Consider the following 20,299-nt stretch of genomic DNA (forward strand, 5'->3'; position numbering starts at 1 on the left):
TTTAAAAAGTGTTCATTACCAATGACTTATTGCCTGTAAAATGATGGTTCGCCGAAGTGGAAGAGTCGGGACGGTCTGCAAAACCGTTGCGTAAGCTGAGTGGGTTTGAAATGTGAAACATTCGTGAATTCAAATAAAAAAATAAAATGATTATGAACAACCCCATAACCATCTCAAAGTAACTCAGATGAGATGAGATGAGATGAGATGAGATGAGGTAATATAAGATGAGTTCCGGAGAAAAGTAAAAGCCTGTCAGGCGCAGAAGTTCTTATATCAAACAAAAAAATAAGACAGGCTTTGTTTTTCTTTAAAAAACCAGGTTAAAAGCCGGTTGGTAAAATTATGTATTACCAATTGCTTATTACCCGTAAAAAAGGAAGCACGCCGGAGCTGGAGAGCCGGAGCGGTCTGACATGAGGAACGATTGAACGATTCCTTAAAAAACAGAAAATGCAGAATTAAAAACTGTTGTTGCTTGATGAGCAGGTTCGAATCCTGCTGCTTCCACCAATACCGCTGATAATGTAACGGCAGCATGCAGGAAATGTACTCTTGTTGTTCAGGTTCGATTCCTGGTCAGTCGGTCAATTGCTCTATTCGTCTAACGGTTCAGGACGCCTGCCTTTCGAGCAGAAAATAAGGGTTCGATTCCCTTATAGAGTACAATTTAGTATTAAGTAAAAGAAATCAGACAGGTTTCAAAACATGCGGGAATGGCGGAACTGGCAGACGCACCTGATTTAGGATCAGGGTATTAAGGGTTCGAATCCCTTTTCCCGTACAGAAGATGAATAATGGGCATGTGCAATGGGTAACAACCCCAAAAGCAACAGCTCACAACTCAAGTAATTGGTGGTTAGAAATAGCCGCACATAAAAATAACGGATCAATGATCATTTATGAATGATAAAAAGTATAAAACTTAACATGTAGAAAAAATGGAAACGCAACAACAAAAATGGCAGAACATGAACGGAAAAATTTTCCGCGATCCTATCACACAGCTGGTAGAAGAAGCCATCCTCCGAGAACAGGCCAACGGGCACCGGCTGAAAGTGTGTGTGGGATCAGATTCCCATGTATATGGTGACGCTATTAATTATGCTACGGCAGTCGTAATCATCCGCGAGGGAAAAGGAGCGTTTACCTTTATCAGGAAAGAAAGGGAATTCCGGCGGATCAGTATCAAGGAACGGATGCTGAATGAAGTCAACAAATCCGTAGAGATTGCTTACGCCATCTGTGCTGTCCTGGAAACGTATGATGTGGAAATGGAGGTACACGCAGACATTAACACCGATCCGGATTTTAAATCCAATGTCGCTTTGAAAGATGCCATGGGCTACATTCTGGGAATGGGATATGTATTTAAAGCTAAACCCTACGCATTCGCAAGTTCCAATTGTGCTGATATGATGGTGTGACGGAGCGGGAAGCAGGAGGACGGGAAGCGAGCGGGGAGTTCTAAATAGTATGATATCAACTTTCCGCATCCCACGCCTAATCAGGAAAAATAAAAGGAACCTTAAAAACGGATAACCATGTATTTTTTAATCCAGGCCAATGTATATTCAGATCCTGATCATTAGTCATGGATATCTGCTTAACCGGTGAAGGCTGGAAAATAGTTGAGATTAATTGTATCAACAGTTCCGGGTTTTATCCCAATACCAACGTGAAAAGTATCGTCAGGGCATTGAATATTTACTTTTCAGATTAAAAGAATAACAACATGAAATATAACAGAATTGCCGTTATCGGCTTGCACGAAGAAGAATATCAATATATACGGGAACATTTTGAAGGATTGATCATCTGGCATCAGTCGGTTCCGAAAATAAAAGTCTTGGACGGAATATTATACGTTGAAAAACCCCAGGGCGTAGGGATGCTGCCGGTAGATAAAGTAATTTATCACGGGATTTTTGAAAATGACCTGGATTTTATCTCCGGGCTGGCTTTATGGAACGGCCCGTGCTTCCCGAATGCATACGGCATGATGGAGTGCAGGCTTAAGATACCCTGCCTGGTGAAAGCCATGAAATTTTCTGAATTCAGTTCCCCGAGGGGATTTATTTCAGAAGGTGCTTATGTAAAAACAGATACGGAACACGTCGCCAAATGGGGGAACTGGCATTGCGGTGAAAATAAGCATAAGTTTTCCGGAAGCTGGGAAAGCACGGAGGATGCGGTGCTGGAGCCCTATTTTGAAGGCGAAGCCGTGAGGATTTTACACATCGGCGGAAAATCCTGGCAGATAAAGCTGGAAGGGGAGACCTGGTTAAAATCCATTCATCCTGCACAGGTACGGTTCATGGACATTGACGAAGGCCTTCTGAGGGATACGCTGAACCTGAAAGAACGGATCGGGATGGATCTCATTGCCAACGACTACATTGTCTGCGGAGACGGAACCAGGCATTTACTGGAGATAAACCATATCCCGAATATCACCAGGTTTGAAGAAATAAGACTCCACTTTCTGGATACCGTTGTCAGTTGGATCCATGAGGAGGAAGGAGGATGAGGTAGGACTTTAAAAGGTCCGGTACATTTCCATGAAAGATTAAAAACCCATGAAAGAAAATGTTTTTATACGATAAAGTAATAGTAATAGATATTGAAGCCACCTGCTGGGCCAAAGGACAGGCGCCGGAAAATCAGAAAACAGAAATCATCGAGATCGGCATCTGCAAGCTCAACATGGCAGACGGAAGCATCGAAGACAAGAGAAGCTACCTGATAAAGCCGGTGCAGTCTGAAGTCAGTGAATACTGTACACAGCTTACAGGGATCACGCCGGAAAAGCTGGAAAAAGAAGGGATGACTTTTAAAGAAGCATGTTTAAATATAAAAAACAGATATAGTTCCTTACAGATAACATACGCCGGGTATGGAGGCTTTGATAAATTGATCATGGAAAGCCAGTGCAAAGAGCTGGATATTAAATTTCCTTTCAGTGAAACCTATCTTGATTTGAAAGTGATCATCAGCTTAATGAGCGGTAAGAAACCAATCGGGCTTTTAAAAGAACTGGAAACAAGGAATATAGACTTTGAAGGAAACAATCACAACGGTGCAGATGATGCTTTTAACACAGCGAGATTACTGTATCATATTTTAAAGAAATAAAGCAATGGAAAATACAAAAAGATTATTGTTTCTGGACGATATAAGATGCCCGCCTGATGTGTATCATTATACAAAACGGGATATTTTCTGCAGGGAAGACTGGCATATTGTCCGGGATTACACAGAGTTTGTCAGCAGGATTCTGGAAAACGGGCTTCCGGAGATGATTTCTTTTGACCATGACCTTGGCGATACACAAGATATAAAGTCCGGTTCTCGGGAAGATGTTGAAAAAACAGGCTACGACTGTGCCAAATGGCTGGTTGAATATTGTATGGATCATGATACGGAACTGCCCGAATTCTATTGCCATTCTATGAATCCGGTGGGAAAGGAAAATATCGAAAAACCTGTTAAACAACTTTAAAAAACAATTAAAAATTAAAAAATGATTTTCAAAACATATAACACAATAGAAAATGCGTACCAAGCCCGCGTGATCGATCAGATCAGGATGCAGGGCTTCGGGGATGAGGTTTTCATTGTGCAGGAAAAGGTTCACGGAGCCAATCTCTCTTTCTTTACCGACGGAAAGGAGATTAAGATGGCCAAAAGAACCGCTTTCATCGAAAAGGATGAGAAATTTTACAATGCATACCGGATTTTAGAACGTTACAGGAAAAATGTAATTCATATCTTCGAAAAGGTGAAAGCCGTTTATCCGGATATGGAAACGGTGGTTATTTATGGCGAACTGTTCGGTGGCGGCTATAAACATAAAGAAGTAGAGCCCGTAGAAGAGGCGGTAAAAGTGCAGAAAGGTGTTGAATATGCGCCGGACAACGAATTTTACGGATTCGATATCAAACTGAACGGCACCACTTATCTGGATACGGATTTAGTCAATCAGATTTTTGAGGAAACCGGCTTTTTCTATGCAAAAACCCTTTTTCAGGGGACTTTGGAAGAGGCTTTGAAGTTCCCGAATGCTTTCGATTCTGAAATTCCCGCCTGGTTGGGCCTGCCTGAAATCGAAAATAACATGTGCGAAGGGACCATTGTCAAAACTTTGAAAACCAGGTATTTTGGAAACGGGGCACGGGTCATTCTGAAAAATAAAAATGAGAAATGGACTGAGAAATCAAAAATGGTTAAAAAAGACAGGCCTGCAAAAAAAGACATTCATTTCAGCGGAAAAGCTCAGGAGATCTGGGAGGAAATCCGGAACTATGCAACGGTAAACCGATTGAATAATGTTGTCAGCAAGACTGGTGAATTTGAGCCTGAAATGACAGGTAAAGTAATTGGCCTTTTTGCACAGGATATTCTGGAGGATTTTGAAAAAGATTTCCCGGGAGCTTTCGCAGCCATAGAAAAAGAGGAGCACAAAAGAATCAATAAAAAATTGAATTCTTTGGTCATTGATCTGGTAAAACAGGAGCTGATGACGCTTAAAATTTAGTTTCGGTAATTTTTTTACTGGAACTTTTTATGTATTAATGCAACCACAGGATTCATCATTGAGTTTGTCATCCCGAAGGAGCACAGGACCCGGAAAGATGAAAAGTGGTTAATAAAAATCAGAAAAAATGATACAGGCAGAAATAAAAAGTCTTTTAAGAGAAGACATCAGCATATTGATAAAAATCCCGAATTCCGGCAAGCATTATCTGTGCGATTGCGGGGAAGCAAGCCTGCTGACGGTGAAGGAAGTACAGTCGGTTTCCGCACTGTTCATCAGCCATACGCATATAGACCATTTTTCAAATTTCGACGGGATTTTCAGGCATCAGATCGGAAGCGGGGAAAAAATCGTGATCTGCGGGCCGAAAAATATCCATAAACAGGTTGAGGCGAGGCTAAAATCCTATACCTGGAATTTAGTTGATGAAAAGGCCATTGAATATGAGATCCGGGAAGTTGTTTCAGAAGCGGAAATCAATGTTTATAGGATTTGTCCGCCGTACTGGAACCTTGAATTGTCTGCCACGCAGAATTTCCTTTTTGAAGATGAAAATGTAAGTGTTGATTGTGCAGTTCTTGACCATAAAACGGATTCAGTTGCGTATCTGTTCAGGGAAAAAGATTCGGTCACCTATAATGAAAACGCTTCCGGATTCAGGAAAGGAAAATGGATCAGTGAACTGAAGGCTGCTTTTGAAACTCAGGATCCGGAGAAAGCCATTGAAATTGAAGGCACGGTTTATAAAGCAACGGATTTATTTCATTTGCTGACCCGTAATGAAGGTTACAGGTTAGGTGTGATTATGGATCATGCCGTTTGTGAAAGCAATTATGAGAAAATAAAAATCGTCTTTAGAAAAGCGGACCTGGTATATATCGAAACCTTTTATAAGGATGAAGACCGGGAATTGGCCGGACAGAATTATCACAGCTTTGCTTCAGCATCCGGAAAAATCATGAAGGACTGTGACGTAAAAGAGGCTGTTCCGATTCATTTTTCCAGGAGGTATACGGAAAATGACAGGCTCGAAATTGAAACTGCTTTTTATAAAGCGTTTCGCAGCAGTTAATTAAGTTAAAACAGTATTAAACCCACCGGTAAAGTTTATTAATGCTTATGCATGAAATTTGTCATTTCGGCGAAAGAAGAATCTCAATATCAGTAAAACAGATTCTTCAATCCGCTTATGAACTGACTCCGCAGAATTTCAGTTGATGTTTAGAATGACAATGGAAACAATGAACTTTTACGGTAAAAAAACAGACAATTAAGAAATGAAACCCAATATATTTTTTACAGCAGACCATCATTTTGGTCATGAAAATATTATAAAGTTTTCCGAAAGGCCTTTTGAGTCTCCGGAACAGATGAATGAAGAGCTCATCAAAAGATGGAATGAGAAAATCGGAACCCATGATACCGTCTACCATTTAGGCGATATCAGTTTGGGCAAACCGGATTTCACCAGAGAAGTGCTGGACAGGCTGAACGGTGACATCCACCTGATCAAAGGCAACCATGAAGGGGCCGCCCTGACCTGTCCGAAAAGGTTTGCCTCCATAAGGGACTACCATGAACTTCGGGTTGACGAGCCGGAAAGCAGCAACGGCAGGCAGAAAATCATCCTGTTTCACTACGCCATGCGGACCTGGAACGGCTCACACCGCGGAACGTGGCAGCTTTACGGCCATTCCCACGGAACTTTGCCGGATGATGAAATGGCTTTAAGCATGGATGTCGGTGTGGATTGCCATAATTTTTATCCGGTTTCTTACGAAGAAATCAAAGAAATCATGAAGAAGAAAAAATGGGTGCCACCGTTTGCACCGAGAAATTAGTATAAGTAATAAATAATTGGTAATGATTGATTTTAAAATCATTGATCATCTGCCAATTATCATTTTTTTCAAATCAATTATGAAAACAACTAACGAAATATTGGTCATCGACCTGGAAGCCACATGCTGGGAATATGATAAAATTCCTGCCGGCCAGAAAACCGATATTATAGAAATAGGGATTTGCGAACTGAACAGGACAACCCGTGCCATTTCCAAAAAGCAGAGCATATATGTTATTCCCGAGCGGTCGAAAATCAGTACATTCTGTACTGACCTGACAGGAATTACGCCGCAGCTGGTAAAAGAAAAAGGAATCCGTTTTGAAGAAGCCTGTGAGAAAATCAGGGATGAATACAGCTCAGCTTCGCTGGCTTGGGCAGGCTTCGGAAGCTTTGATAAAGAACAGGTTTCGCAGCAATGCGATTACCTAGGCATTGAAAATCCTTTTTCCGGAAATTACATCAACATCATGCACCAGTTCAGAGCCTATAACGGGCTTTACAAAATGATGGGACTCAAAAGAGCCCTCAAAGCCCTGAACATGGATTTTGAAGGGAACCATCACAGCGGAGCGGACGATGCTTACAATGCCGCCAGAATTCTAAGGGAAATAATCGGATAAGGAAGATGATCGTACAGGTGATGGATGAGGGAAGTTTTTACAATATGTAATTAGCTTCCGGCGTCCAGCCTTTAATAACAAATATTTAAACAAATGAAAACAACAGATAATATATTAATTATAGACCTCGAAGCCACGTGCTGGAAAGACCGGCCGCCGAGAGGACAGGAAAGTGAAATCATAGAAATCGGCGTATGTATCATGGATGCGCGTACCGGTAAGATTTCACAAAATGAAGGGATTTTAGTAAAACCTCAATACTCAAAAGTAAGCCCGTTCTGTACGGAGCTCACTACCATTACCCAGCAGATGCTGGATGACGAAGGCATTTTACTGGAAGATGCTTTGGATATCCTCAGGGCAGAATACATTTCTGAAGACCTGACCTGGGCAAGTTACGGAAACTATGACCTGAATATGCTGCAGAACCAGGCAAGGAGATTCAGGGTTGATTATCCTTTGAGTGATGACCACATCAATGTGAAAACATTATTCGGGCAGACGCACCCGACCGTCCGCAAAAGTGTCGGCATGGCAAGAGCTTTAAGCGAACTGAACTTCAAACTTGACGGTATGCATCACAGAGGCGTGGATGACGCGAAGAATATTGCGAAGATTTTGCATTGGTGCATAAAACAACAGTAATATAACAGCTTGGCAACTCAAAAAGTGTAATACCAGCTCCCTTTTAAAAAGGGAGTTTTTTTATTTCTGATTCAGCCACTCTTCATAGGAAACCACACCCAGTTCCGGTTTTCCGGCACCTTCCAGAATTGAAATAAATTCCAGCTGGTTTCCGTCCGGATCATTGAAGTAAATGGCCAGTGCCGGCATCCATGCAAAAACCATGGGTGCTTCAGTTCCGTTTTTGAGGAAATTGTAAGGCTTTAATTTTTTGCCTTTTAAAAACCCGGCCGCGTAATGCAGGATGTCTTCCACATCAGCAGAAAATGCAAAATGCCTGGTCTGCAGGTTTTCTTTCTGTTCCCACAATCCCAGCATGGCTGCTTTGTTTTTTCCGATCCATAAAAATGCAATCGGGCGGGTTTCATCCCGGTGAGCCGGTTCCAATCCCAAAACTTCGGTGTAAAACAGTACAGCGTTTTCCAGGTTGCTTACCTGAATATGGGTTTCGTATAATCCTTTAATCATCGTTTAAATTTTAATTAAACAAATATAAACAACCGGCTTCCAAAAGTGGCCGCCTGCTCATCTTTTTAGGCAAACTGAATGATAGAGAGATTTTATTTCTGATTGACTTTAAAAAGTAACAGCATTTTGTTATTCCGTAGGAATCTAATCATGAGTATGATAAGTATTGCCAAGATTCTTACGCAATGGTAAACTTTACAGTTATTCTGATACTGGAAAAACTATTAATTAATAAAAAATAAAACTTTTTTTCATAAAAACTTAACTGCGCAAAAACACTGCGCAATACCGTCATTACTTTGCATCAGAAATCAGGGAGGAATGATGATCCTCAAAAATGTTTAACAATAAAAACAGTAACCATGAAATTTAATTTTTTAAGAAAATCAACGCATGCCGCCACCAACTACGAAGGGGCAAAAGCATTCACGATGACCCCTGCAGAAGAACTGTACAGTGCTGTTGTTACCACAGGATTATCAAACACGTCTTATGAAAAGGGAAATGACAGATTAACAAGAATCCAGTCTCTGATTCAGAAAAACGACCCGGAATTTGTAGCAAAGCTGGCGGTCTATGCAAGGAAAGAAATGTACCTGCGCTCTATTCCATTGGTTTTAACGACTGAATTGGCGAAACAGGTTTCGGGAACAGATCTGGTAAGCAAAACGGTTGACGGAGTGGTTCAGAGAGCTGACGAAATAATGGAATTGCTGGCATATTACCAACTGGCCAACCAGAGGACGGATGTTAAAAAACTGAACCGGCTTTCAAAGCAGATCCAGAAAGGCCTGATGAAGTCGTTCAATAAATTTGACGAGTACCAGTTTGCAAAATACAACAGGAAAGCTGAAGTTACCCTGAAAGATGCCCTGTTCCTGGTGCACCCGAAAGCAAAGGACGAAAACCAGCAGGCTGTTTTCAACAAAATCGTAAATGATTCTCTGGAAACTCCATATACCTGGGAAGTTGAACTTTCCGTGTTGGGCCAGACAAAATTTGCGGATGATGCCGAAAGGAAATCAGCGTTCAGAAACAAATGGCAAGAACTGATCTTCAGCAACAAATTGGGGTATATGGCAACGTTGCGGAACCTCAGGAATATCCTGGAAGCAGGCGTTTCTTCAGAGGCGATGGCCAAAGTGTGCAGCTACCTGTCGGATGAAAAGGCTGTCAGGAACTCAAAGCAGCTGCCCTTCAGGTTTTTGTCGGCATACAGGGAATTGAAAACAATCGATTCGCCTTACCTGTCCTCAATCCTGGAATCACTGGAACATGCGGTAACGGTGAGTGCGAAAAATATCAAAGGTTTTGGTTTTGGCACTTCGGTGGTTATTGCAGCGGATGTTTCCGGTTCGATGCAGCAGCCGGTTTCCCCGAAATCTAAGATTCTGTTGTACGATATCGGCCTGCTGATGTCGATGATGCTGCAGTCGCAGTGCAGAAATGTAGTTTCCGGGATGTTCGGCGACCGCTGGAAAAGAGTGCCGATGCCTAAAAACGGGATCCTGAGAAATGTGGATGCTTTTTACAAAAGAGAAGGCGAAGTAGGATATTCCACCAACGGTTATCTGGTGATTGAGGATTTGATCGCCAGAAAAGAGAAAGTGGATAAAGTAATGCTGTTCACCGATACGCAGCTTTGGGACAGCAACAGCGGAGGAAACTCTTTTGAAAATTCATGGAACCGGTACAAAAGCATCAGCCACAATGCAAAATTGTATATTTTTGACCTGGCGGGTTACGGAAAACAGCCGCTTGATATCAGGAAAAATGATGTGTACCTTATCGCAGGCTGGTCCGACAAGATTTTCGATGTCCTGAATGCTTTGGAAGACCGGAAATCAGCTGTAGAACTGATTAAAAAAGTAGTGCTGTAAAAGGCACTGCTTTTAAAAATAAAAACTAATAACCATTTTTTTCAGGAGCTATTTCCCGCTTTCCGCTGTATCTTTTTCGCCAACGCTTTTTTTTTAAAGCCATTTCAGAAAAAGGATGCCGCTTCAATCGGGGCTAGGAAATAACTTTAGTATATTTGATTACCATAAAACGATATAAATATGATTTGTCCACATTGTTCAACAATAGTAAAATTTGAATGGAGATTATTTTTAGCCGGAGCTTCCAGGTCTTGAATTTGTGGATCTTTGCTCTTTTCTTCAAGGGAAAACGAATAGAATATAAAATTATCGAATTAAAAAATAATTTCAACTGCGTAAAAAGAATGCGTACCAATGCAATAACTTTGCAGCAACAAATAATAATAACCATAACCATAAAAACTTAAAAAATAACCGGTGCCGTAAGAAAAGAAATCCTTCGACTTCCCATTGAAACAGAGTCTTTTCGTGAGATCGCCCGGTTTTAAACTAACCAATGTCGTCCATAAGAGTTTCATCGATCAAACTTTCAATTTGAATACTATTTAAAAACTCTTATACCCTGTTACTTGGTTTTTAAATTAAAATAATTCAACTGCGTAAAAAGAGTGCGTACTGACGCAATAACTTTGCAGTAACAAATAACCATAACCATAACCATAAAAACTTAAAAAATAACCGGTGCCGTAAGAAAAGAAATCCTTCGACTTCCCATTGAAACAGAGTCTTTTCGTGAGATCGCCCGGTTTTAAACTAACCAATGTCGTCCATAAGAGTTTCATCGATCAAACTTTCAATTTGAATACTATTTAAAAACTCTTATACCCTGTTACTTGGTTTTTAAATTAAAATAATTCAACTGCGTAAAAAGAATGCGTACTGATGCAATAACTTTGCAGTAACAAGTAATCATAACCATAAGAACTCAAAAAAAGTAAGTGTCGTAAAACAGAATTTCTTCGTTTGGGGACAGCAATACAGGTTCGACTCCTGTTCCCGGAATCGGGATGGCGTAATGGTATCGCTCTGTCGGTAAGTCTCTGTTTGATTTTTTACCTTACTTAAAACAACCGGTGTCGTAAGAAAGGGTTCCTTCGACTTTCATTGAACAAAAACTCTTTTTAAAAATTGCCCGGTTTTAAATTATCCTGCCAGTGCCGCAGATAAAAGTTACTTTGATTTTTACAGGGGTTCGAAATCAAAGATTCGACGGAGTCAATCCGCTCGCCGAAAGGTATGGTCGAGTGGCTATACAGTTTTAGACAAAACTTTTATCAGTATTTGCTTTGTATTTTTAAAAATAAAATAATAAATATCAAGTGTCGTTTTAGAATCATACTTCGAATATTAATCATTGGGTCACAGGTTCGAATCCTGTCTTTTCCCTCGAAAAGGAGAAGTAGCTCAGCGGGTAGAGCAAATGCACTGAAAGATTCTTAATTTTTTACCTTGATTTAAAAAAGAAGAGTGTCGTAGAGAAAACTTACTTCGGTACATCTTATGATATGGGTTCAACTCCAAAAATAATCCTGAAAACGGTTTATATAAGTTTTTTCATTTTTTACCTCTTTTAATTTAAAACAAAAACAAGTGCCGTAGAATAGCGTTACTTCGCTGTCATAAAAGGGGTCGCGGGTTCAAAATGCAAAGTATTCGTGAACACAAAGAATAAAAATAAGAAATTATAAACAATCCCGCCTTTTCCACAACAAAAACACAAATGGAAACGGGAGCGTAGTTCAGCTGGTCAGAGCACGACTGCACTTTCTGAATGTTGTCTTGTTTTTATACATAAAGTGCCGTAAGGGAAAGGTACTTCGTCTCTTTGGGGAGGAATAATGAAGCCGGTAATTCCGGCAAGATTATCTGGTTCGACTCCAGCTTGACGTGCCCCGCCTTTTTTTCTTTTCCTGCCTTTTGCCTTTAATAAATAAATCCGGAAACGATGCGCATCGTTTCCGGATTTATTTTTATATTACGGTGCATCAGTTATTTGGCCTGTATTTTTTCAAATTCTTTTTCAAAGGTTTTTTTCCACTTGGCGATGGTCGTTCTGCTGATCCTGTATTTTTTAGACATAAAGCTGGTAGACAGGTTATGTTTCTGCTGATACTGCAGGAGCTTCAGCATGGTCTTCTTATCATAGGTCTTCAGCTGCTGGTTGTTTTTCAGGCTTTCTTTGGATGATTTAAAAATCAGATCGTTAAGTTTTAATATGTCCTCTGAAGTCTTCAGGTTATTCAAAAGCCTCAGGGTTTTAGGGTCTTTCAGCTTTTCAGGATACTTTTCCCTAAGCATATCCTGATAAATTTTCTTATAATTGGGGCGCATGATATTCAGGGTTTAAATTTTTTGCAGCCAGCGGTGCAGCGTGCTTTTGGGAATGGAATATTCATTGATAATTTGAGTATGTGTCATGTCGCCGGACTTTATCTTACCAATAATGAATTCCTTTATTTCCTGGGTATAAATATTTTTCCTGAAGTAGGGGATCTTTTCAGAATTCAGGCTCTTGCTTTTATCAACGGCAGAAGGCGGCGAGTATAAAATCAGATGGGAGCTGTAGATTCTGAAAAAATCATACTGCAGCAGCTTGGAGCATTTTAAAAGCACGTCTGTATCCACAGAAGCACCGGCATAGATTTTTTTAAGGCTTTCCTCATCCTTTTTCAGGAAATTACAGATTCTTTCAGTACTTATTTCCAGTTCCTGTACTCTCTCTTTAATGAGCTTTCCTATATGTATTTCTTTGTATAGCATTATTTAAGTAAACATTAGCGTATCAATACAGCGGCAGATAGTTTGGTTATCTGTCTGTATCAAGTTGATTGATAGAATAAATATTCTTATAAAGATAAATTTTTTTTAACAATAATGCATTATTATTATTTTATTTGTAAAATTAACCGGACAATAATCATATAGTTTATCAATAAATCAGTCATGATAACTTTTAAAAGATGTCATCTCCATAAAATATTTGTTATGTGAGTTGATAATCTGTCTCCTATGCCCATTACTTTAAATTTGTTAAAATTAATTAACTATTTTATTTCAAATGTAAGAAAATTATAAATAAAATTGTTTAAAGAGGTTTAAACTAGTTATTCAAAATGAAATATTGGTTAAAATTTAAAATTTTAAAACCTTTTAACGTCAGCAAGGAGCTGATGACCGTTTCTGAGCAATGCAACAGGATAAAATTTGTGCAAAAAAAATCAAGTGCCTACCTTTGGGGCCTCATGAAAAATACCTTAAGCCTGTTCGATTTTTCGAAAAAAATAAATTATAAAAATGAGTTGCTGGCCGGATTTACCGTAGCCATGACCATGATTCCGGAATCGCTTTCATTTGCAATTCTGGCCGGTCTCTCTCCTTTAACAGGTCTGTATGCCGCCTTTATGATGGGGCTCGTTACTGCTGTCCTGGGAGGCCGGCCCGGCATGGTTTCCGGGGGTGCGGGCGCAACCATCGTGGTGCTGATAGCGCTGATCAAAACCCACGGGATAGAATATCTTTTTGCAACCGTTATGCTGGGAGGTGTTTTGCAGCTGATGGTCGGGATGTTCCGGTGGGGGAAGTTCGTACGGCTGATTCCGCAGCCTGTGATGTACGGCTTCCTGAATGGGCTGGCGGTCATTATTTTTATGGCCCAGGTTGAACAGTTTAAAATTACGGGTGCAGACGGGGCTGTGAGCTGGCTGCAGGGCAGTTCGCTCTATATCATGGCCGGATTAACCGCCTTAACAATCGCTGTTGTATACTTTTTTCCTAAAATTACAAAAGTGGTTCCGGCATCTCTGGTAGCGATTATATTTGTTTTTGCCGTGGTTTCGGGATTCGGGATCAGTACGAAAACCGTTGCCGACATTGCCAGTATCAGCGGAAAGCTGCCTAAGTTCCATATCCCGCAAATTCCTTTTTCATTGGATACTTTACAGGTTATTTTTCCGTATGCGATGATCATGGCCGGAGTCGGGCTGATTGAATCGCTTCTGACCTTATCCATGGTGGATGAAATTACAAACTCCAAGGGGAATGCCAATAAGGAAGCCGTAGCACAGGGGCTGGCCAATATCACCAATGGTTTCTTCGGCGGAATGGGCGGCTGTGCCATGGTGGCACAAACCCTGGTAAACCTCAACGCAGGATCCAGAACGCGGCTTTCGGGAATTATCGCTTCGCTGACTATTTTAATTATTATCCTCGTTGGGGCCCCGTTCATTGAGAAAATTCCGATGGCTGCTTTAGTGGGCGTAATGATGGTGGTGGCCATCAGTACGTTCCAGTGGGTATCGATCAGGATTGTCAACAAAATGCCGAAATCCGATATCTTTGTTGGTATTACGGTAGCTCTGATTACAATCATCCTTCATAACCTGGCCCTGGCTGTTTTGGTCGGCGTAATTATTTCAGCCCTGGTTTTTGCCTGGGACAATGCGAAAAGGATCCGTGCCAAAAAATATGTGGATGAAAGCGGTGCTAAATACTACGAAATTTACGGGCCGCTGTTTTTTGGTTCTGTCACTGCCTTTACCGATAAATTTGATCCGTCAGGGGATCCTGAGGTTGTGGTTGTTGATTTCAGGGAAAGCCGGATTGTTGATATGAGTGCCATTGATGCCCTGGATAAACTGTCAAGAAAATACAGTGAGATGGGTAAAAAACTTCATTTAAGGCATCTGAGCAAGGACTGTATAAAAATGCTGAAAGATGCGGAAGCGGTTATTGAAGTGAATATTCAGGAAGATCCTACCTATAAGGTAATGCCTGAAAATTAATCAGGATGAGACTTTAATTTCAAAAACAGATCCCGGTACTGTACCGGGATCTGTCTTAAACAATCATATTTGATTTTCTAAAATACTATTGGTTTTAGGGTTGTTTTTTTAGTAGCTTCAGCTTTTTCCCCTTCTGTTTCATGAAATGAGCATCTCTGGTCAATTGGGAAACACTTGTTTTTTCCTTATCGGATAATAAAGGAGATTTTCTTCATAGTTACGTGTCTGATATCCTGAAATTAATGATAGTGTTTATCAAGTGTGGTATTTATTTTGTGTTTTGTTAAATTTTTAAGGCTTTTAATTGTTTATATTTCATATAATGTATGTATATTTTATTATATATAAACCGGCCACAGCATCTTTGGACAGTGCAGTGCATATCAGAAAGTCTTAAATAATTCTTAAAAAAAATCAGCATAAGTTTAAAAATTCTATCTTTGGGGAGAGTTGGTACAATTCAGTAAAAACTAATGATTAAACCTGAAGTCAATTCATTTTTTCTAAGCTAAATGAAACTTTAACTTATAAGATTTTGAAAACAGATATAGACATCCGCAGTCACTCACATTTCTCCTTTGATCTGTGGCTTACCCTCATTAAATCCCATCCTGAATTTAAAGCAAAAAGAGTGGAACTTTTTTCTTCATTCTTTGAAGTTGACCAACCAGTTGGTGAAGTGGCGAAAGTGGTAAAATACTATGATGATCTCTGTAACACCATTAATGAGGTGACCGGCGGGAACGTAGACACTTTTGAAATCTATCTGCTGATTCTGGGTGCATTGAATGCGGACCTGAAACAGCTGGACCAAGAGAAATTAAACGGCTTCTACCAGAAAAGCGAAGACCTGTTCCTGGAATATAAGCCGGTTGTGATTTTCGAAAATTTGCATGATTTTTTTGAAGAAATCAGGAATCAGGGCAAAACCATCAGCATCCTGAGCAATACAGGCTTTATCAAAGGCAAAACGATGAGGAAATTCCTGATCAATGAAAACCTTGACCAATATATTGATTTCCATGTATATTCCGATGAAACGAACTGCTCAAAGCCCAGTCCGCAGATATTCCGGGAAGTGAAATCCTTAATCAAGAACAGGGAGCTAGACTTACACCGGATCCTGCACATCGGTGACAATCCGGTAGCGGATTACCAGGGCGCAAAAGATTTCGGCTTTAATGCACACCTGATCAAACACCCAGTATTATAAATAATATGAACACAAGATACAGCTTACATCCCATTCATTCGGCAGATGCGTTTACCTTTTCTCCTGAAGAATACAGCTATTTTAAATATGGCGACAAGGCATATGCAGAGAAATTTGCCAAAGAACTTTTCAATGGCTTCGTTTCTGAACACAGCGGCCTTTTGGATACCGAAAAAGAAATCGTCGTGCTGCCTAGCCCTTACATGGCGATTCCTACAGCTTCCAATTTTTTGTGTTTTTACTTTAAGAAATATCTTGATTTTTACCTGTTTAAAAAAGGAAAAAAATCGAGCATCTTATCAAAAATCAACAGGAACCATACCTATACCGCTGATTACGGAAACCTGAGTTTTGAAGACCGGAAAAATTTAATATCCAATGACACCTATTACCTGGACAGGGATTTTCTTAAGGGAAAACTTTGTATTTTTATAGACGATATTAAAATCACGGGAAGCCATGAGTATACCGTAAATAAAATTCTGGAACAGTATAACGTAGAAGGGGACTTCCTGTTTATGTATTATGCTGAACTGATGAATTTTGAGATCGATCCGAAGATTGAAAACTTCTTTAATTACTATGCGGTGAACAGCGTGGAACATATTGCGGAAGTGATGATGAAGCCCCGTTTCCAGTTCAATACAAGGATCGTAAAATATATTTTAGGCCTGGAATCAGGTAAATTTGACTATCTTTCGTCTAAAGTAAAAAAAGAACAGATGGATCACCTGCTTGAGCTGGCCATCAGCAACAATTATCATTTAATAAAAGATTATAAAAACAATATAGACACTTTAACACAAACTGAATTATATTATGGCTATTAACTTACAGAAAGGACAGAGAGAAAATATAAACGCGCCTAAATTCACCGTAGGATTAGGATGGGATGTCAACAATACTTCAACAGGCACAGGCTTCGATCTGGATGCTTCCCTGTTTTTACTGGGCGAAAATAAAAAGCTGGTTTCCGATAGCCACTTTATTTTCTACAACAACCTGGAGTCTCCGGACAAAGCTGTTATTCACACAGGGGACAACCTTACAGGGGACGGATCGGGAGATGATGAACAGATTAAAATCGATTTAACCAAAATTGATGATGCCGTAAAGGAAATCACGCTTGTTGTCACCATTCATGAAGCAGATGCCAGAAGGCAGAATTTCGGGCAGGTAAGGAACTCTTTCATCAGGATCTTCAATACCGATACCAATGAAGAGATCCTAAAATATGAACTGGACGAAGATTTCTCCATTGAAACGGCTGTGGAATTCGGAAGAATTTACAACAGAAACGGGGAATGGAAATTTGAGGCCGTAGGAAGCGGGCAGAGAGAAGGCCTTGACAAATTTGTATCAATGTATCAATAATCAACTATGGATAATCAACCCAACCAACCTATAGACCCGCTTCAGTCCATTGAACCGCTTAAAACCTTTGAGCCTGCACCTATGCAGCAGCCTGCACCGGCCGCTAACCAGGGAGCTGCACCGGTAGTGGTGGACAGGGACGGAAACGTCAACCTGGCCCAGTTACAGGTAGAAGAGCGCAGGAAATATGAAGTGCTTGCCGATTCCATCGATGAAACCAACCCTGGATCCATCGTAAATTTCGGAGCCGATCTCCAGAGGACCCTTTCCAATCAGAGTGACAGCTTCTTAGGCAATGTAAGACGTTCAAATTCCGGAGAAGTGGGAGAGCTGATCAATAATTTACTGGTCGAGCTTAATTACGTGGATGTCGAAGAACTCAACCAGAATAAATTCAAAAGCTTTCTAAGCAAGCTGCCGTTTATGAAGACGCTGATGACGCAGGTAGAGAATTTATTCGCGAAATATGACAAGATCATCAATAATATCGACCAGATTGCCTATAAAGTCAATGCGGGAATTATTACCTCGACAAAAGATAACGCAGTACTGCAGACGATTTTTGAAAGCAATGTAAATGCGATCAAACAGATTGAAGAACTGGTAATTGCCGGAAACCTCAGAATGGAAAAAGCAGCGGCCGAGCTCGCAACCATGGAGGCTGCCCCGCAGAATTACCAGGACTATGAAATTGCAGACAAAAGGGATTTCATCGCGAGGCTGGACCGCAGGCTGGCAGACCTTAAAGTGGTGCGCCTTATCATGATGCAGTCGCTTCCGCAGATCAGGCTGGTACAGAACAACAACGTTTCCATTGCTGAAAAAGCGCAGACGATCCTAACGACCACACTGCCGCTCTGGAAAAACCAGCTTTCACTGGCTGTGGCCATGTACAGGCAGCAGCAGAGCATTGAGATCCAGCAGAAGGTTTCTGCCACTACGGAAGAAATCCTGAAGAAAAACGCAGAGCGCCTGGGCCAGAACTCAATCAATGTAGCGAGAGCCAATGAGCAGACGGTCGTTTCTGTGGAGACTTTAAGAGAAACCACTTCAAAACTGATCAGTACCCTGAATGAAGTAAAACAGATCCAGAAACAGGGAGCGGAAGGAAGAAGAAAGCTGGATCAGGATCTGATGACGCTGGAACACGAACTGAAAGCAAACGTAAGAGGATAATAATACCCTGAAAAGGTGGATGATGAAGCTGTAAACATACTGTCCCAAAGCAAAAGAAGGTTAACGAGACTTAAGCTTCTTGCCAATTTTTTTGAAAATGCCGATATAATCTCGATCTATATTAAAACCGATGTTATACATCATCTTTTTCAGGAAAATGAGGCGCTTGACTACAGTAAGCTTGAGCTGTTCCACCTGCAGTATACCGACAGCCTCATCGAACTTCTGACCAAAATCAAAAGGCAGAAGGAACATGATATGCTGGCAGTCATCAATGAAATTGATGTCAATAATAAATACATTTCAGGTTTTGAAGAAAAGCAGGCCGATGGTTTTGAAACAGACCGGAGAATGTACAGCGGAATATTTTCCAGCCATTTAAGAAATCTGTATAAAGACCTTACGGAAGATAAATTCCGGCTGAACTGGGAAAATGTGCTGTATTTCTATAAAAAATACGCAGCCGAATTTTACAGGGCTGGTGTGGATGAGGAACTGTTGAAGTCCGGTTCATTTCCGGCATATCAGTACCATGATTACCAGATCGAAAGGAAATTGCTGGGAAGGCTTAATATCCAGAACTTTAAAGTCCGTTTTGTCTGCGGGTACAACATCTCTGGGAATGAGTATGAGTTGTTTAAGCTGTTTCAGACGGACGACTGTTTTATATTTGATATTGAAGGCAGGAAAATGTACCTGATTGATCCCAAAAAGCTGGAGAAACTGGATGCCCTACCCAATGAATCAAACCGGCAGACCCTTGTTCAGCAGCTGAAGAACAAAAACCGGAAGCTGGAGGAAACCATCGGGGAAAGAAAAAGAATGCTGCCGGACCAGGTGATTACTGTTTTGCAGGATTATCTGAAAAATCTGGAAAATGTAGACATCATGAGCAGGATATTCGACATCAATGAAGAAACCAATATCCTTCGTGCGATGCTGAATTTAAACCTTAATAATTAGTAATAAAACCAAACCGTGAAACCGCGAGACATTAAATTAAAGGTGATGAACGGTTTTGCAGAATAATAACAACAACACTAAACATAAAAATATGGCGATTAACTTACAGAAAGGTCAGAGGATCAACCTGACAAAAGAAAACGGAACAACGCTTACACAGGCTTGTGTAGGGATCAACTGGGGAGCAATAGAGAAAAAAGGCTTTTTCGGAGGAACTTCAAAAGAAGCTGTGGATCTTGACGGAAGCTGTATTTTATACGATGCAAATAAAAATGCCACGGAAGTGATCTACTTCGGTAACCTGAAATCCAAAAACGGATCTGTAAAACACAGCGGTGATGATTTAACAGGTGACGTGAACGGGGATGACGGGCTTGACAATGAAGTAATCACCGTAGATTTCAGCGGCCTGGATTCCAGTGTAGAGCATGTTGCTTTAGTATTGAACAGCTACAGAGGACAGGATTTCGGAACCATTCCTTTTGCTTCAATCAGGATTTATGAAGGGACGCCTACCAATGTGAGAGAAGTTTTCGCTAAATATGATATTGCCAATGATGCCTCTTTTAAAGGTCATGTGGCGATGGTTATGGGCGTATTCTACAAGAAAAACGGAGAATGGAAGTTCAATGCCGTAGGAGATCCCACAAAAGACAGGAAACTGGAGGAAACGGTTGAAACCGTAAAACAGAAATACCTGTAAATAATAAATGAATAAGTATTTTATTAGTGTCAATAAAAAGGTTTAATCCGGTTT

Annotated in this window: 21 protein-coding genes and 3 tRNA genes; 21 read left to right on the plus strand and 3 right to left on the minus strand. The window is 40.6% G+C overall.

Features of this window, described 5'->3' with window-relative positions; genetic code table 11:
• Window positions 1-378 precede the first annotated feature (378 nt).
• From SD427_RS03790 to SD427_RS03850, 13 genes are all read left to right on the plus strand, one after another.
• A tRNA-OTHER gene (locus SD427_RS03790) sits at window positions 379-513 on the plus strand.
• Between the two features lie 80 nt (window positions 514-593).
• Window positions 594-666 (plus strand) — tRNA-Glu (locus tag SD427_RS03795).
• A gap of 44 nt (window positions 667-710) precedes the next feature.
• Window positions 711-784: transfer RNA gene (locus SD427_RS03800), tRNA-Leu, on the plus strand.
• 157 nt (window positions 785-941) lie between these two features.
• Window positions 942-1,427 carry a ribonuclease H-like YkuK family protein gene (locus SD427_RS03805; RefSeq protein WP_320559965.1) on the plus strand — a complete coding sequence of 162 codons (486 nt, stop codon included), beginning with the start codon at window positions 942-944 and terminating at the stop codon, window positions 1,425-1,427.
• Between the two features lie 167 nt (window positions 1,428-1,594).
• Complete coding sequence (locus SD427_RS03810) at window positions 1,595-1,723, plus strand: ATP-grasp domain-containing protein (protein ID WP_320559966.1); 129 nt, start codon at window positions 1,595-1,597, stop codon at window positions 1,721-1,723.
• Window positions 1,724-1,735: 12 nt separating this feature from the next.
• On the plus strand, window positions 1,736-2,530 hold the full coding sequence (locus SD427_RS03815; RefSeq protein ID WP_320559967.1) for a hypothetical protein: 795 nt from the start codon (window positions 1,736-1,738) through the stop codon (window positions 2,528-2,530).
• Between the two features lie 59 nt (window positions 2,531-2,589).
• Window positions 2,590-3,135, plus strand: a complete 546-nt coding sequence (locus SD427_RS03820; RefSeq protein WP_320559968.1) for a 3'-5' exonuclease — start codon at window positions 2,590-2,592, stop codon at window positions 3,133-3,135.
• 4 nt (window positions 3,136-3,139) lie between these two features.
• Window positions 3,140-3,502: a cyclic-phosphate processing receiver domain-containing protein gene (locus SD427_RS03825; RefSeq protein ID WP_320559969.1), complete on the plus strand. Its 363-nt coding sequence runs from the start codon at window positions 3,140-3,142 to the stop codon at window positions 3,500-3,502.
• Between the two features lie 21 nt (window positions 3,503-3,523).
• Window positions 3,524-4,537 (plus strand): RNA ligase, Rnl2 family, encoded by a 1,014-nt coding sequence (locus SD427_RS03830; protein ID WP_320559970.1) that lies wholly within the window; start codon window positions 3,524-3,526, stop codon window positions 4,535-4,537.
• A gap of 127 nt (window positions 4,538-4,664) precedes the next feature.
• Window positions 4,665-5,609 (plus strand): peptidase, encoded by a 945-nt coding sequence (locus SD427_RS03835; RefSeq protein ID WP_320559971.1) that lies wholly within the window; start codon window positions 4,665-4,667, stop codon window positions 5,607-5,609.
• 205 nt (window positions 5,610-5,814) lie between these two features.
• Entirely contained in the window at window positions 5,815-6,378 is a 564-nt protein-coding gene (locus SD427_RS03840) for a metallophosphoesterase family protein (protein WP_320559972.1), read from the plus strand.
• Between the two features lie 79 nt (window positions 6,379-6,457).
• Window positions 6,458-7,003, plus strand: a complete 546-nt coding sequence (locus SD427_RS03845) for a 3'-5' exonuclease (protein WP_320559973.1) — start codon at window positions 6,458-6,460, stop codon at window positions 7,001-7,003.
• 93 nt (window positions 7,004-7,096) lie between these two features.
• Window positions 7,097-7,648, plus strand: coding sequence for a 3'-5' exonuclease (locus SD427_RS03850; protein WP_320559974.1), 552 nt, complete (start codon window positions 7,097-7,099; stop codon window positions 7,646-7,648).
• Between the two features lie 60 nt (window positions 7,649-7,708).
• Here SD427_RS03850 and SD427_RS03855 read toward each other — a convergent pair whose 3' ends face one another.
• The gene (locus SD427_RS03855) at window positions 7,709-8,155 is read right to left on the minus strand and encodes a VOC family protein (RefSeq protein ID WP_320559975.1); all 447 of its coding nucleotides are present in this window, start codon (window positions 8,153-8,155) and stop codon (window positions 7,709-7,711) included.
• A gap of 362 nt (window positions 8,156-8,517) precedes the next feature.
• On the opposite strand from SD427_RS03855, the gene SD427_RS03860 reads away from it, so the two are divergent.
• On the plus strand, window positions 8,518-10,035 hold the full coding sequence (locus tag SD427_RS03860; RefSeq protein ID WP_320559976.1) for a TROVE domain-containing protein: 1,518 nt from the start codon (window positions 8,518-8,520) through the stop codon (window positions 10,033-10,035).
• Window positions 10,036-12,024: 1,989 nt separating this feature from the next.
• Here the strand turns inward: SD427_RS03860 and SD427_RS03865 are convergent.
• Together SD427_RS03865 and SD427_RS03870 are read right to left on the minus strand one after the other, a co-directional pair.
• Entirely contained in the window at window positions 12,025-12,366 is a 342-nt protein-coding gene (locus SD427_RS03865; RefSeq protein WP_320559977.1) for a helix-turn-helix domain-containing protein, read from the minus strand.
• 12 nt (window positions 12,367-12,378) lie between these two features.
• Window positions 12,379-12,795, minus strand: a complete 417-nt coding sequence (locus SD427_RS03870; protein ID WP_320559978.1) for a transposase — start codon at window positions 12,793-12,795, stop codon at window positions 12,379-12,381.
• 482 nt (window positions 12,796-13,277) lie between these two features.
• Between SD427_RS03870 and SD427_RS03875 the strand changes: the two genes are divergently transcribed.
• The 7 genes from SD427_RS03875 (at window position 13,278) to SD427_RS03905 (ending at window position 20,245) form a co-directional block, all read left to right on the plus strand.
• Window positions 13,278-14,816 (plus strand): SulP family inorganic anion transporter, encoded by a 1,539-nt coding sequence (locus SD427_RS03875; RefSeq protein WP_320561013.1) that lies wholly within the window; start codon window positions 13,278-13,280, stop codon window positions 14,814-14,816.
• Between the two features lie 535 nt (window positions 14,817-15,351).
• The gene (locus SD427_RS03880; protein WP_320559979.1) at window positions 15,352-16,029 is read left to right on the plus strand and encodes an HAD family hydrolase; all 678 of its coding nucleotides are present in this window, start codon (window positions 15,352-15,354) and stop codon (window positions 16,027-16,029) included.
• Between the two features lie 5 nt (window positions 16,030-16,034).
• Window positions 16,035-16,859 (plus strand): phosphoribosyltransferase family protein, encoded by an 825-nt coding sequence (locus tag SD427_RS03885; RefSeq protein WP_320559980.1) that lies wholly within the window; start codon window positions 16,035-16,037, stop codon window positions 16,857-16,859.
• The gene (locus tag SD427_RS03890) at window positions 16,849-17,403 is read left to right on the plus strand and encodes a TerD family protein (protein ID WP_320559981.1); all 555 of its coding nucleotides are present in this window, start codon (window positions 16,849-16,851) and stop codon (window positions 17,401-17,403) included. The genes SD427_RS03885 and SD427_RS03890 overlap by 11 nt, the downstream gene beginning before the upstream one ends.
• Window positions 17,404-17,409: 6 nt before the next feature.
• Window positions 17,410-18,579 (plus strand): toxic anion resistance protein, encoded by a 1,170-nt coding sequence (locus tag SD427_RS03895; RefSeq protein WP_320559982.1) that lies wholly within the window; start codon window positions 17,410-17,412, stop codon window positions 18,577-18,579.
• 15 nt (window positions 18,580-18,594) lie between these two features.
• Window positions 18,595-19,542 carry a hypothetical protein gene (locus SD427_RS03900; RefSeq protein WP_320559983.1) on the plus strand — a complete coding sequence of 316 codons (948 nt, stop codon included), beginning with the start codon at window positions 18,595-18,597 and terminating at the stop codon, window positions 19,540-19,542.
• A gap of 91 nt (window positions 19,543-19,633) precedes the next feature.
• Window positions 19,634-20,245, plus strand: a complete 612-nt coding sequence (locus tag SD427_RS03905) for a TerD family protein (protein WP_320559984.1) — start codon at window positions 19,634-19,636, stop codon at window positions 20,243-20,245.
• Window positions 20,246-20,299: the final 54 nt, after the last annotated feature.

It is taken from the genome of Chryseobacterium sp. JJR-5R (assembly GCF_034047335.1).
In the GTDB taxonomy this organism is placed as follows: Bacteria; Bacteroidota; Bacteroidia; order Flavobacteriales; family Weeksellaceae; genus Chryseobacterium.

Coding starts and splice junctions, on each gene's coding strand:
- SD427_RS03815 (WP_320559967.1), top strand. CDS start 1,736: ATGAAATATAACAGAATTGCCGTTATCGGCTTGCACGAAGAAGAATAT.
- SD427_RS03825 (WP_320559969.1), top strand. CDS start 3,140: ATGGAAAATACAAAAAGATTATTGTTTCTGGACGATATAAGATGCCCG.
- SD427_RS03805 (WP_320559965.1), top strand. CDS start 942: ATGGAAACGCAACAACAAAAATGGCAGAACATGAACGGAAAAATTTTC.
- SD427_RS03895 (WP_320559982.1), top strand. CDS start 17,410: ATGGATAATCAACCCAACCAACCTATAGACCCGCTTCAGTCCATTGAA.
- SD427_RS03860 (WP_320559976.1), top strand. CDS start 8,518: ATGAAATTTAATTTTTTAAGAAAATCAACGCATGCCGCCACCAACTAC.
- SD427_RS03820 (WP_320559968.1), top strand. CDS start 2,590: ATGTTTTTATACGATAAAGTAATAGTAATAGATATTGAAGCCACCTGC.
- SD427_RS03840 (WP_320559972.1), top strand. CDS start 5,815: ATGAAACCCAATATATTTTTTACAGCAGACCATCATTTTGGTCATGAA.
- SD427_RS03855 (WP_320559975.1), bottom strand. CDS start 8,155: ATGATTAAAGGATTATACGAAACCCATATTCAGGTAAGCAACCTGGAA.
- SD427_RS03810 (WP_320559966.1), top strand. CDS start 1,595: ATGGATATCTGCTTAACCGGTGAAGGCTGGAAAATAGTTGAGATTAAT.
- SD427_RS03835 (WP_320559971.1), top strand. CDS start 4,665: ATGATACAGGCAGAAATAAAAAGTCTTTTAAGAGAAGACATCAGCATA.
- SD427_RS03875 (WP_320561013.1), top strand. CDS start 13,278: ATGAAAAATACCTTAAGCCTGTTCGATTTTTCGAAAAAAATAAATTAT.
- SD427_RS03890 (WP_320559981.1), top strand. CDS start 16,849: ATGGCTATTAACTTACAGAAAGGACAGAGAGAAAATATAAACGCGCCT.
- SD427_RS03830 (WP_320559970.1), top strand. CDS start 3,524: ATGATTTTCAAAACATATAACACAATAGAAAATGCGTACCAAGCCCGC.
- SD427_RS03865 (WP_320559977.1), bottom strand. CDS start 12,366: ATGCGCCCCAATTATAAGAAAATTTATCAGGATATGCTTAGGGAAAAG.
- SD427_RS03885 (WP_320559980.1), top strand. CDS start 16,035: ATGAACACAAGATACAGCTTACATCCCATTCATTCGGCAGATGCGTTT.
- SD427_RS03850 (WP_320559974.1), top strand. CDS start 7,097: ATGAAAACAACAGATAATATATTAATTATAGACCTCGAAGCCACGTGC.
- SD427_RS03870 (WP_320559978.1), bottom strand. CDS start 12,795: ATGCTATACAAAGAAATACATATAGGAAAGCTCATTAAAGAGAGAGTA.
- SD427_RS03845 (WP_320559973.1), top strand. CDS start 6,458: ATGAAAACAACTAACGAAATATTGGTCATCGACCTGGAAGCCACATGC.
- SD427_RS03905 (WP_320559984.1), top strand. CDS start 19,634: ATGGCGATTAACTTACAGAAAGGTCAGAGGATCAACCTGACAAAAGAA.